This window comes from Pedobacter sp. MC2016-15 (assembly GCF_026239695.1).
In the GTDB taxonomy this organism is placed as follows: Bacteria; Bacteroidota; Bacteroidia; order Sphingobacteriales; family Sphingobacteriaceae; genus Pedobacter.
In genome coordinates this window covers 591521-604612 of the sequence record NZ_JAPIVS010000002.1, presented here as the reverse complement: position 1 = coordinate 604612, position 13092 = coordinate 591521, and the positions used below count along the sequence as shown (strand labels likewise).

General features: G+C 42.4%; 12 protein-coding genes. 6 read left to right on the top strand and 6 right to left on the bottom strand.

Annotated features, from left to right (window positions below; translation table 11 throughout):
* Positions 1-62: 62 nt before the first annotated feature.
* The 3 genes from OQY15_RS07370 to OQY15_RS07360 all read right to left on the bottom strand — a co-directional run bounded on the left by OQY15_RS07370 (position 63) and on the right by OQY15_RS07360 (position 3053).
* Complete coding sequence (locus OQY15_RS07370; RefSeq protein WP_265789578.1) at positions 63-1028, bottom strand: MoxR family ATPase; 966 nt, start codon at positions 1026-1028, stop codon at positions 63-65.
* The gene (locus OQY15_RS07365; protein WP_265789576.1) at positions 1029-2402 is read right to left on the bottom strand and encodes a peptidylprolyl isomerase; all 1374 of its coding nucleotides are present in this window, start codon (positions 2400-2402) and stop codon (positions 1029-1031) included.
* A 63-nt stretch (positions 2403-2465) separates the two neighbouring features.
* Entirely contained in the window at positions 2466-3053 is a 588-nt protein-coding gene (locus OQY15_RS07360; protein ID WP_265789574.1) for a hypothetical protein, read from the bottom strand.
* 111 nt (positions 3054-3164) lie between these two features.
* On the opposite strand from OQY15_RS07360, the gene OQY15_RS07355 reads away from it, so the two are divergent.
* Both OQY15_RS07355 and OQY15_RS07350 read left to right on the top strand, forming a co-directional pair.
* Positions 3165-3692 (top strand): hypothetical protein, encoded by a 528-nt coding sequence (locus OQY15_RS07355; RefSeq protein ID WP_265789572.1) that lies wholly within the window; start codon positions 3165-3167, stop codon positions 3690-3692.
* Positions 3693-4274, top strand: coding sequence for a non-canonical purine NTP diphosphatase (locus OQY15_RS07350; protein ID WP_265789570.1), 582 nt, complete (start codon positions 3693-3695; stop codon positions 4272-4274).
* Here OQY15_RS07350 and OQY15_RS07345 read toward each other — a convergent pair.
* Positions 4243-6309, bottom strand: coding sequence for an OstA-like protein (locus OQY15_RS07345; RefSeq protein ID WP_265789568.1), 2067 nt, complete (start codon positions 6307-6309; stop codon positions 4243-4245). The genes OQY15_RS07350 and OQY15_RS07345 overlap by 32 nt on opposite strands.
* Positions 6310-6417: 108 nt before the next feature.
* Here OQY15_RS07345 and tilS point away from each other — a divergent pair, with 108 nt between their 5' ends.
* The 3 genes from tilS (at position 6418) to bshA (ending at position 9528) form a co-directional block, all read left to right on the top strand.
* On the top strand, positions 6418-7746 hold the full coding sequence (gene tilS, locus OQY15_RS07340) for a tRNA lysidine(34) synthetase TilS (protein WP_265789566.1): 1329 nt from the start codon (positions 6418-6420) through the stop codon (positions 7744-7746).
* The gene (locus OQY15_RS07335) at positions 7747-8229 is read left to right on the top strand and encodes a hypothetical protein (RefSeq protein ID WP_265789564.1); all 483 of its coding nucleotides are present in this window, start codon (positions 7747-7749) and stop codon (positions 8227-8229) included. It begins immediately after the preceding gene.
* A 141-nt stretch (positions 8230-8370) separates the two neighbouring features.
* Positions 8371-9528 carry an N-acetyl-alpha-D-glucosaminyl L-malate synthase BshA gene (bshA, locus tag OQY15_RS07330; RefSeq protein WP_265789562.1) on the top strand — a complete coding sequence of 386 codons (1158 nt, stop codon included), beginning with the start codon at positions 8371-8373 and terminating at the stop codon, positions 9526-9528.
* 5 nt (positions 9529-9533) lie between these two features.
* Here the strand turns inward: bshA and OQY15_RS07325 are convergent, their stop codons facing one another.
* Together OQY15_RS07325 and OQY15_RS07320 are read right to left on the bottom strand one after the other, a co-directional pair.
* On the bottom strand, positions 9534-10649 hold the full coding sequence (locus OQY15_RS07325; protein WP_265789560.1) for a lactonase family protein: 1116 nt from the start codon (positions 10647-10649) through the stop codon (positions 9534-9536).
* A gap of 29 nt (positions 10650-10678) precedes the next feature.
* Positions 10679-12067 carry a pseudouridine synthase gene (locus tag OQY15_RS07320; protein ID WP_265789558.1) on the bottom strand — a complete coding sequence of 463 codons (1389 nt, stop codon included), beginning with the start codon at positions 12065-12067 and terminating at the stop codon, positions 10679-10681.
* A gap of 396 nt (positions 12068-12463) precedes the next feature.
* On the opposite strand from OQY15_RS07320, the gene OQY15_RS07315 reads away from it, so the two are divergent.
* A complete protein-coding gene (locus tag OQY15_RS07315; protein ID WP_265789556.1) occupies positions 12464-13072 on the top strand; it encodes a lytic transglycosylase domain-containing protein in 609 nt (202 codons plus the stop codon).
* Positions 13073-13092 lie beyond the last annotated feature (20 nt).

The window sequence follows — 13092 nt, the reverse complement described above, 5'->3', positions numbered from 1 at the left end:
AGCCACAAAAATGCTAAAAATTTTATCATTAAAAAAGGGGATGCAGCTTTTGATAATCTGCCTTAAAGCAGATTCTTAATGATCTTCTCAATGGAAAGACCTTCCGCTTCTGCGCGGTAGTTCCTAACGATCCTGTGGCGTAATATTGCCTCTGCAACAGCCTGTACATCCTCAATATCCGGAGAGTACTTACCAGATATCGCTGCATGACATTTGGCGCCAAGAATCAGGAACTGGGATGCTCTCGGGCCGGCGCCCCAGTTAACATACTGATTGATTTCTGTTGTTGCCAGCGGACTTCCCGGGCGGGTTTTGCCCGTCAGTTTCACGGCATATTCCAACACATTATCCGTAACCGGGATTGTTCTGATCAGTTGCTGGAAATACTGGATCTGATCTGCATTGATCAGCTTTCTGAGGTTTACCGTTTCGCCCCCGGTAGAATTCCTGACGATCGTCATTTCATCCGCGAAGCTTGGATATGTCAGCTGGATATTAAACATGAACCTGTCCAGCTGCGCTTCCGGAAGAGGATAAGTACCTTCCTGCTCAATCGGGTTTTGTGTTGCGAGTACGAAAAATGGTTTGGGGAGAATATGTTTAAATCCTGCGGCAGTAACCGCTTTTTCCTGCATGGCTTCGAGCAGGGCGGCCTGAGTTTTTGGCGGCGTTCTGTTGATCTCATCTGCCAGTACAATATTAGAAAAGACAGGACCTTTGATAAATTTAAAGTTCCTGTCTTCTCCTAAGATCTCTGCGCCGATAATATCGCCAGGCATGAGGTCTGGCGTAAATTGTATGCGGTTAAATTGTAAATCCAGCACATCTGCAACAGTTTGCACCAGGAGGGTCTTAGCCAGTCCCGGAACACCCACCAATAAACAGTGGCCATTGCTGAAGATGGAGATGAGCACAGCTTTCACTGCTTCATCCTGACCAATAACGACTTTACTTATCTCATTCTTAATATCAGTATAAGACTGGTGTAAGGCATCTACTGCCGCGATGTCGTTATGGTATGCTGTCATCTATTTTGTTTCTGTGCTCGTTTGAGGTTTCGTCCAGATTTTCAGTTCACTGCAATCCTGGTAATCGCTATCGATCCTAATGTAAGTGTTCTTTCTTCTTTTTTCAAACCATTCACTCATTACACGGTCACTTTTTTGTTGCTGGGCTTTCTCCTTAAACTTGGTATAATCCTGATCAAGATTTCCCTTGTGTGCCGGAACACTGGATTTAAGGAAGACGATTTTGTAACCCTGTTTACCATCCTGACCTGTAAAAGGTACCGGTTTAGAAATTTCGCCCACTTTCATGGTATCAATCACCTGGTAAACTTTAGGGTCTAATTTATCCGCAGGAATGAACGTTGTTCTTGCAGTAACGTTATCGGCAAAAAGGATCATCCCTCCGTTGTACTTAGATTCTTTGTCGGCAGAGTACAGTGAAGCTGCTGTGGAGAAGCTTAGTTTTTTATCCATGATGTTCGTGTAGATACTGTCAGCATGTAGTTTTGCACGATCTAAACTTTGTGGCGTATTCTGCGGGCGGATCAGGATATGGCGTGCATGAACCTGCTCACCCCTTCTCTCAATTACCTGCAACACATGGAATCCAAACTCAGTCTCAAATACAGGAGAGATTTCTCCAGCCTTAAGTTTAAATGACCATGCAGTAAACTCTTTGGCCATATCGCCACGGCTAAAGAAACCCAGGTCGCCACCTTCAGGAGCAGATCCAGGATCTTCAGAATAAGTTTTTGCCAGGAAGCCGAAATCTTCACCGCTTTTCACGCGGAGTCTGATGGCATCCAGTTTATCCATATATCTTTGTTTTTCAGCTTTTGTAAGTTCCGGATTCAGCGTAATTTCCCCAACTTCATATTCTGCCGGGATATCCGGTAAGCTGTCTTTTTTATAAGAATCAAAATATTTCTTTACTTCTGAAGGCGTAATGCTCACCTTTTCAGTAATTGTTCCCTGCATTTTATTGGCCTGCAGCTGATCTTTAACATCAGGTCTAAGCTCATCTTTATACTGCAACACAGATTTATTCAGGAATTCTTCCAGTTTATCCTGTCCGCCTGCACGTTGCATCTGGTAACGCATCCTTCTTTCAAGTTCGTCGTCTACCTGCTTATCATCCACCATTACAGAGTCAATCTCTGCCTGTTGTTTTAAGAGGTGCTGAACCAGCATCTGCTGCATGATATAACATTTTACCTTTTCATCAGGTGGATTACCCGAGTTAAGGTACATAACGTATTGCTGATTAAGTTCAGATAACAAGATCACTTCACTTCCAAGTACGGCGATCACCTTATCTACGCTTTTGTTCTGAGCCTGTACATTCATCATAAACAAGAGGAGCAACCCACCTGCCATCAATAAAACTTTCTTCATTATACTTTCTTCAATTATATTTTATTTGCAAATTTACTATTATTCAACCATTTGTATGGTGTATCATCTGATCAACTTGCCAAGCAAATTCTGATCGATGGTTATTTTATATTTATTTCTCAGTGAAGTTACCCAGTCGCACTCAATTTTCTTCTGGTAATCTGCGGTCACTTCAGTTTGTACCTCATCAAAGGGTTTGGAAGAATAATCCTGTTTGTGGGTATTATAATATTGCTGTATCGTATCTTCTTCTTCACCTATCTTGTCCCAAATCTTTACCTGCGAGATGTTGAAAAGCAGTAAAGCTTCTTTGTATTCCCTGATCACCAGAGAATAATCTACCTGCTGGGCTTCAGGCGGTGTCGCCGATGTTAGCGCATCTTCATAGTTCTTTGTGTCAGCCAGATAAGTACTGTCTTTATCCAGACCCGCTGCCCTGGCATCCTCAACTTTGAGTTTAAAGTCTATGTAAATGTTCAGGAAAGAGATCAGTTCAGTTAATGTAGGCTGGGTATTTCCGGGGCGGTGTTTTTTATACACCCATACAAATTCCTTCTGGCTGATGGGATTGCTGTTTACTACAGCAACGTTTTGTGCAACAGTACCGAAATAGAAAAAACAGAGAATAATAATACAGCAGGTTTTTCTCACAAAAGATTTGCTAGGGTATTTTTTAAGCTATAAAAGTAATAAATAAAGGCGCTATAATAGGATATTTAACTAATTTTAACACAAAAAATATTCCCATATCATACTCCATTCATGGCAGAACAATTGACTACAAGTGCCGAAGCACTTCGTTTATTTTTTACTGATGATATCTATCTGGTGAGGACTGAAGATGTTGCAGCACCCCTGGTAACGGCAGTTCCCGCAGCTCCGGCTCCAGAAATTGCGCCGGCAACAGTGTTCAAATACCTCGGTAAAAACCAGAAAAATGTGCTCATCCTCGTGAATGATAGTGAAAATGACGTGAGTTCTGAGAGTGGCAGAGAGTTGCTGCGGAATTTGGTGAAAGCGATGCAGCTTACTGCAAATGATTTTGCTTTGCTGAACTACTTTAACTACAGCCATGTGAAATTTGAGGAGCTGAGTACGTTTTTTAGCAGTACGCTTGTACTGGCATTCGGGGTCAGTCCGGCCCAGCTTGGTCTTATTGATCAGCCACAACATAGTATCGGCACACAAGGAGAAATAAAGCTGGTCTTTACTGGCAGATTAGACCTGCTGTCAGCAGATCAGGAGGGGAAGAAGAAATTATGGAGCAGCCTTAAACAATTTACATTTTAGATGAGACAACTCGTATTTGCCACCAACAACCAGCATAAAACCAATGAAGTAAGAACCCTGCTTGCAGGTCAGTATGAAGTGCTTAATCTAACAGACATCGGTTGTACTACCGATATACCTGAAACCGCTGATAGTTTTGCCGGGAACGCAGAGCTGAAGAGTAGCTTCGTTGCTGAAAACTTTAAGCTCGACTGTTTTGCTGATGACAGCGGACTGGAAGTTGAGGCGCTGAATAATGAACCCGGCATTTACTCGGCACGTTATGCCGGAGGGAGGAGTGATGAAGCAAACCTAAACCTTGTACTGCAAAAGCTGGAAGGTGTGCAAAACAGGAAAGCCCGTTTCAAAACAGTAGTTTCACTGATCAGGGACGGTGAGAAATTTCTTTTTGAGGGCACCATAGCAGGTACGATCAGAGAAAAGCCAACCGGCGGTAATGGATTTGGATATGATCCTATTTTCCAACCGGATGGATATGACTGCACTTTTGCGGAAATGGATATGGCCGAGAAGAACCAGATCAGTCACCGCGCTATTGCCATGCGTAAGCTTATTGCTTTTTTAAAGGAAGAAGCTGTTTAGACAAAGAGTCTGCTTTCTTAATAATCTTAGGCATAGCTTTCGTAGCCGAATCAATTACTTTTGTGGGTATAATTGCCTTTAAGCCCTTTGGTGCTGCCTTTGCAGGAACCGGCTTTTTAGGCTTCGGTGCCAGCCTCGGGTTGGTCACGTCTTTTTTGGATCGTGGCCTTAACTCTGGTTTCCATATAAAACCAGTCAGAATGACCTCCTGTTTGATATCTGCTACAGGAGTGGTGGCTCCTTCCACATTTTTTATAGGTACGACATCACCGATTTCACTGTTCCTGAAGACGATCTTGATCCTGCTGCTCACAGTTTGGTTCATCTTATCATATTTCTTCCCGTCATCGGTTTTTGTGAAATAAACACTTTCTGCGTTTCCATCCACATACATGCTGCTCAGCTTTCCATCAGTAAAAAATCCGGTGATCATCTTGCCTTTGATCTGATTGAATTTGGTAGTATCAATAGGGTCTACATTTACGGCAAAAGCCTTTTGGATCACCTGCACAGAGTTGATTTTTTTATTTCTCAGCTGCAGATAAATGGTGTCACCAGTTTGCTGTGAGCCTTGTGACCATATAATCGGATCCCTGTACCAGCGCAGGGTAGAATCTGCACTCGTATAAAAAAGTGAATCGGCCTTGGCCTGCATGTTAGATTTAAACACATTTACATGCCTGTATGCTTTGATACTCCGGGTACGTATCGTGTCCAGCGGGTTTACAGGGAGGCTATCTTTTGCTACGGGCTTTTTGACCCCAAGCTGCATTTTAGCTTTCGGAATTGAATCTACCTTTTTCATCCCCGGGGGTAGCTTTAGCGTGTCTGTCTTGAGCGAGTCTTTTTTTAACGCTAAGACCTTTGTCTTCTGCAAGCTGTCTGTTTTTAAGCTGTCTTTCTTACTTTCAGGCGGTTTGATTGCTGCGGGTGGATTTTTCTTATTTTTATCCGGCGCAGGTGCTTTCTTGCTTACGCCGTTCATTTTGCTTTCGCGATCTTCCTCACCAAGCTCGTTATCCTTTTTAATCATCGGCCCTTTGATGAGTTTCAATGATTTCTGGAGCACCATCTGCGTTTCCAGCGTGTCGGCACCCAGCCACAAACTATCAGGCTGTTTTACATTATTCACCATCACTGAGTCGTTGGTACCCATTCCGGCATATGCATTTTTGGTGACCACCGTTCGCTGGTCTGCCTTATAATAATATCCAAGCTGACCGCGCATGAGCATCTTATCTACGGTATCCCTAAATGTGATATTCCGCACTGCCCTGCCATAACCTGCCAGACCATCATAGTACAAACTATCACCCTTCATAGATCTGCTGCCAGAGGTGTAAAGGTTTTTCTTTCCAAAATAAGCATACCTGGTTTTGGTATTGTAGGCCCCATTTTCTGTGTAGAGGTTGCCATCCTTTTCTTTGATATTGGTAGGGCCATAGAAGTACGCCCAGTTAGAAAAGGTATTGTATCTCAGCGTATCAGATTTGATAGTACTCTGCTCAGTAACTACCAATACGTTGTATCTGAAATAAGCATCCCTGGTATTGGCAAAATAATAGCCGTTTTTACTGGTGATGGTAGCATCTTTATTCACGATTTTTCCGCCATCCACATATGTTCCAACTTTGGGTCCCATACTGTAGTCGAGCACATTGGTTGTCAGTACAGAACTTTTATCCACCAGCCTTACATTGCTGGTTAAATGCGCAAGTTTGGCATTTCCGTCGTAAGTGAGGAAATCCGAATAAATATTGATCGTATCAGCCTGGTTGATATGTACATTGTTATAGGCTTCAAAGTAATTTTTTGCAGTATAAAAAACAGCACTATCGCAGGTTAGAATGGCATTATCCTGTTTAAAAACAGGTTTTCTTAAATAGGTGATATCGGTTTTGGTAATGATCCTGCTTCGCTCTGAACTTTGCAGAATGATCTTGGTTTTCTGCTGTGCAGAAAGGCACAGGGGCAGCAGAAAAAACAGGAAAAATCCTGCTAGCATTTTCCCGGATGTGGTATGAAGTAAATTCATGAAAGCGCCATGAATGTTAAAAGCGTGGTTTTTTTGCACTTTACAAAGTTAGTTTTTTGCTCAGCAATATTCATATAGTTAATTCTTGTTTTTTCTGTAGTTTTGAAGATGTTGCCTCTGCAAACTTTCGCTGAATACATACGTCAAAATGACCTTTTTGGTCGTCACCATAAAATATTACTTGCTGTAAGCGGAGGAAAAGACTCTGTCCTGATGGTTCATTTTTTTAAAGAGGCAGGGTTTAATTTTGGTATTGCACACTGTAATTTTGGATTAAGGGCCGGGGAGTCTCAAAGGGATGAGCATTTTGTCCGTACTCTTGCCGCTAAAATGGATATCCCTCTGTATGTAACGCATTTCGAGACAAAAACTTATGCGGCAACACATAAAATATCTACCCAGATGGCAGCCCGCGAATTGCGTTACCGCTGGTTTGAAGAAGTGCGGACAGCAGAAAACTTCGATTTTATCGCTATTGCGCAACATCAGGATGATGCCATAGAAACGGTTTTACTCAACCTGGTAAGGGGTACCGGGATTGCAGGTCTGCATGGTATTCTCCCTAAGCGGGATTTCCTGATCAGGCCTTTACTCTTTCTCTCCCGGAAAGATATTGACAGACTGATCAGTTCAAATGCGATAGAATATGTTGAGGACAGCTCTAACCTCAGTGCCAACTATGCAAGAAATAAACTCAGGCTGGAGGTGATTCCAAAGCTTAAAGAGATCAATCCCAATCTGGAGGAGACTTTTGCACATAATATTCAACGCTTCTCCGATACGGAGATCATCCTGCAACAGCGGGTATCGCAACTCAGGGAGGAAATCTGTGAAGAAAGGGTAAATGGGGTTTATCTAAATATTGATAAGATCAAAGCGCTGCATCCGCAAAGGTTGCTGGTATATGAACTTCTGAAGCCTTACGGATTTACTGAAATGGTTGCTGAAGAGCTCATAGCTTCACTGGACAAACAAAGTGGCACTTCCTTTTACAGCAGCACATACCGCATCACGATAGACAGGAATTTGCTGATCATCACAGCACTGGCAGAGGTACATGAGCACCATACAATTCACCGGGCAGACAAAACAGTTGACCTTGGAAGACAGCTGATTGAAATTACTTATACAGAGGAACCGGGCTTCGGAAAAAATAAAAATCAGGCTTATGTAGATCTCGACAAAGTGATTTTCCCGCTGATCGTTAGAAACTGGCAGGAGGGCGACCGCTTTATGCCGCTGGGAATGAAAAACTTTAAAAACCTCAGTGATTTCTTTATTGATCTGAAGGTGCCCCTGCCCGAAAAAGAGAACATCCCGATCCTTGTGAATGGCAATGGGGAAATCATCTGGGTGACAGGTTTACGACAGGACAACCGATATAAAGTGAGGGCAACCACAAAAAAAGTCGTTATATTCGAACAGAAATTTAAATAAATGAGCAACAAGTACGCTTTTCTTGAAAAACAATACATTGGCCGCGATTATATTAGGATCTGTATCCGTTTATTAATGGCAGCCTTCTGTTTTGGTGCATATGTATATGAAAGAGACCGCGATAATACACAGGATCTCTTTCTGGTGGTCGGTTTTGGGATCATTGGAATCTCTATTATCCTGCTGTTTATGATACAGTACAAGATTATCATCCACAATAAGAGCATCGTTCTCGATGGATTGTGGACGGCCAAGAAGGTGAAGATCGACCTTAACAGCATTGTAAGTGTGAGAAAAGATACCTACAGCAACTATTTATTTAACAACCCTGTATATAATTTACACCGTAAGGGCAGCATCCGTTTTTATTCTTCAGGTAAGGATGCGATAGTTTTGACAGACCGAGATGGTCTGATGTATTACATTGGCACACAGCGACCTAATGAGATGTATCTGGTGATTCAATCGGAAATGGGACAATAATCTCGTTACGTACGAAATAATTGCAATTGTTTAACATAAAGCTCAGGTTTAGTACTGTAATTTGCAATCGCAAAACAAAAGACTTGTGAATGTGTAATACACTTATGCAATCATTATAACCATTATTAAGAATAATCTCTCATGAAGATAGGTATTGTTTGCTATCCCACATTTGGCGGTAGCGGTGTTGTGGCTACAGAACTGGGAAAGGCGCTGGCCGATGAAGGGCACCAGGTACATTTTATTACCTACAGCCAACCTGCCAGGTTAGATTTTTTCTCTGCCAATTTGTACTACCACGAAGTTTCTGTAAGAGATTATCCTCTCTTTGACTACGCTCCCTATGAGTCTGCCCTGGCCAGTAAACTGGTAGATGTCGTACGCTTTGAAAAACTGGATATTCTCCATGTTCACTATGCCATTCCACATGCTTCTGCAGCTTTTATGGCAAAACAGATCCTGGAGACCTATGGCATCCATATTCCATTTGTTACTACCTTGCATGGTACTGACATAACGCTCGTAGGTAAAGATCCAACATACAAACCTGTAGTAACGTTCTCCATCAATAAATCAGACGGGGTAACTACAGTGTCAGCAGATCTTAAAGAAGACACGAAAAAGCATTTTGATATCACCAATGAGATTGAGGTTATCCCCAACTTCATTGACTTCTCCAGGTTTAGCCTGAAGCCAAAAGATCACTTTAAAAAGGCTATTGCGCCAAATAATGAAAGGATCTTAATCCATACTTCTAACTTCCGCAAGGTGAAGAGAACAGCTGATGTGATCAGGATGTTCAAACTGATCCATGATCAGATCCCTTCGAGGTTACTGATGGTTGGAGATGGTCCGGACCGCGCAAATAATGAGCAGTTATGCCGTGACCTCGGTATCTGCGATCAGGTGCGCTTTTTGGGTAAACAGGATGCTATTGAAGAAATTCTCTCGGTGTCTGACTTATTCCTGATGCCTTCTGAAACGGAAAGCTTTGGATTGGCAGCATTGGAAGCGATGGCCTGCAAGGTGCCGATTATCACCTCAAATGCCGGTGGATTGCCGGAACTCAATGTAGACGGTTTCTGTGGTTATATGAGTAATGTAGGTGATGTAGAAGATATGGCCGCTAAGGCAGTGTCAATCCTTAAGGATGATGAAGTGCTTAACCGCTTTAAAGAAAATGCATTTACCCGTGCAAAAGACTTTGATCTGAAGAAGATCCTGCCATCTTATATAGAGATGTACAATAAGATTATTGATAAAAGCGCTGCACAGGTCATGTTGACGCAGGGTGTATAAAAACTTTATTTCTTAGGTACAAAAATAAAACAAACGGGAGCACCTATCTCAATCTTTTTACCGGTGTCTTTAATTTCACCGGTAATTTGATTACGCTTAAAAATTACGATATCATTGGTATTCTGGTGACCAACCAGCAGCCAGTTTCCGCTGGGATCAATGGTAAAAGCTCTTGGGTTTTTACCATTGGTATTTACCTGGCCTTTTTTGGTGAGCTTGCCGTCTTTGCCGATGGCAAAAGTAGTGATGGTGTTTGCTGTACCTCTGTTTGCAGCATACAAGAACTTGCCATCTGCCGAAATCTGGATATCTGAGCCGCCGTTTTCTCCCTTAAAATTTTTGTCGACCATACTGGTTTCCTGAATCTTATTGAGTGTACCTTCATTATAACTGAAGGCGGTGATATCACCATGCATTTCCTGTATCAGGTAGGCATATTTGCCACTCTTGCCAAAAACGATGTGTCTTGGGCCGCTACCGGGTTTAACGCTGATACTGTCTTTAAGGGTTAGCACATTTTCTTCAGCATCTTTATCATAAGCATAGAGGCTTACTTTATCTTCACCCAGGTCGTTACATACGATATATTTACGGTCAGGAGTAAAGCGCACCATATGAACGTGTGCGCTTTCCTGCCTTGATTTATCTATACTCGATCCTGTATGCTGTATTACCTGTTTTGCAGGCGTTAAAGCACCGCTACGATCTCTTTCAAACACTGCAATGCTGCCACCGCTGTAATTGGCGGTAATCACATGCTTGTCGTCAGCAATGAGGTAGCAGGGATCGGCACCCTCCGAGTTTTGTTTGTTGAGAAAACCTAATTTACCTGTGGCTGCATCAAAACTAAAAGCACTCACTGTGCTCTTGTCTGCATCTTCATTCACGGCATAGATAAATTTTTTATCTGCTGTCAGTGCAAGGAAACTGGGATTGATCACATTCTTCTGTACGCTTACCTGATTAAGGTCGGCAGTAGCAGTATTGAAATCATATACATAAATCCCCTCGCTTTTGCCCGGAGCTGTATAAGTTCCGATCACCAGACGATAGTCGGCTTGTTGTGCTTCTGCAGTAAAGGAAGATGTAACCACGGCTAACAGATAAAGTAATTTTCTCATTCTAACAAAATAACGCTTAGGGGTGATATTTATTGGATCAAATGTTTGATCTGGATCAGTTCATGCTCCTCTAAATAGCGCCATCTTCCGCGAGGAAGATCTTTTTTAGTCAGGTTACCATAAACTACACGGTCCAGTTTCACAACTTCGTAGCCTAAATGTTCAAATATTCTGCGGACGATCCTGTTTTTACCGCTGTGGATCTGAATACCAACTTCGCGTTTTGAACCACCTGCAACATAAGAAACAGAATCTGGTTTGATGATACCATCCTCAAGCTCCAGTCCAAACTGAATCTTGTTGAGGTCGCCCTGGCTCAAGCTTTTGCTCAGCTCAACATGGTAAATCTTAGTGATACCATTTTTAGGGTGCGACAGTTTATCTGCCAGATCACCATCATTGGTCATCAATAATAATCCTGTGGTATTACGGTCTAAGCGACCTACAGGGTATATACGCTCTCTGCTTGCTTTTTCTACCAGTGACATTACTGTACGGCGCTCCTGAGGATCATCCGTAGTGGTAATATAATCTTTAGGTTTATTCAGCAATACATATACTCTCTTCTCGCGTTTAAGCAACTCTCCGTTGTAGCGTACTTCGTCTTTCGACGGGTCAACTTTATGTCCCAGTTCAGAAACAGGAACACCGTTTACCGAAACTACACCTGCAGCAATCAGCTCATCAGCTTTACGGCGTGAACAGATACCTGAGTTAGCAATGTAACGGTTCAAACGGATTTTGCCGTCATCCACGCTATTGCTTTCTTTTCTGCTTCGCATTACCGGCGCTGCTGCCGGACGGTCTTTGGAGAATGGTTTTCCACCTGATAAAAGTGGGCTGCCATCTGCTCTTTTTCTGAACGGCCTGCTGTCTGTACTTCTTGAAGTGCTGGATTTTTTATCGAAAGTTCTGAATGGTCTTTCGCCATCTGAACTGAAATTGTCTTTTTTTACATAACTGCGGCTTTCATTTCTTGGCATCTCTTTGGAACTGCCTTCCTTGAATGCGCGTGGTTTGAAGCTGGAAGGTCCTCCTGCGCTTCTCGGGCTTTTTGGTCTGAAGCTGCCTTCAGTATCTCTGCCTTCTCTTGGTTTAAAGCTGCTTCTTTCTCCATCTCTCGGAGGCCTGCTTTTAAAGTCTTTATTGTCTCCCTCTCTTCCGCCTCTCGGTTTAAAGCTGCTTCTCTCACCATCTCTTGGTGGTCTGCTTTTGAAATCGTCACCATCTTTTGCAGCTCTCGGTCTGTAGTTGTCTTTCCCTGCTCCGGATTTTCCTTTATCGTTCCCGTCTTTACCCTCAAACTTGCTTTTACCTTTGTAAGAATTATCTGTTCCACTCTGGCTTCTACCTGTTGTGCTTCGGTTTCCCGGTTTGGACTTGTCATCCCGACTGTTCCTGTTGTTATTTTTTATCATGATACGCTGTTAACCACATACTTAATGCGGGGTGCAAATTTAATAAAAATAGCTCAAACCACCTCTTATATTTTCCATCCAAATGTTAAATTTAAAATCGTGCTCTACAGGCGTTTAAACCGGACTTTTGGCCCTAAATCCTGTAAAAGCTTGATAATTAGCTTTATATATTGTATGTTTGCAGGCGTTTTATAATTGTTAACCAAAAAAAGGAGGAAAATGATAAAGAAACACATAATAACATGTTCAGTAATTTTAGGGTTACTGGTTATGGCAAAAGTGTTTGCTTACTACATGCCCCAAGCAGCAAAAAGTCAAAAAAAAGAAGTCAATACCACTGTTAAAAACACATTAATACCCACAATACCTACTATAAAAAAAGAGCCGGCAACTCTGATGGCTCAGTTAAATTTCGCAGAAGAATCCCTGCCCATCGGCGACAGGAAAGTAGAGCGAAAAATGAAGAGAGTTCTTGCTGCACATAATTTCAGCAATCTTCAAACCAATCGTTTACATCATTTAGCAGCAGAATGGTTCCCGATTATCGAACCCATCCTCGCAGCTTACGGTATCCCGGACGATTTTAAATATGTTCCGCTGGTTGAATCGGGTATCCAGGGCGGAATGTCTCCAAAAGGAGCAAACGGATTCTGGCAGTTTATGCCTGGCACTGCCAGAAGTTACGGACTGAAAGTGAATTCGGAAGTCGATGAACGCAAAAACCTGCGTAAATCTACTATCGCTGCCTGCAAATACATCAAAGAACTTTATGGGATCTTCGATAGCTGGACCTTAGTGGCTGCAGCCTACAATGTAGGTGATAACCATATGAGAAAACAGATCAACAGGCAAAGCCAGGATAATTATTTCAAAATGAAGCTTAACCGTGAAACAGGCGGTTATGTATATAAGCTCATTTCAATGAAACAGATCCTGAAGAATCCTTCGCGCTATGGTTACCATGCACCTAAACGTGTGCTGGCAATGAATACCGGAAGAGAATAATTATATTGACATGCAATTGG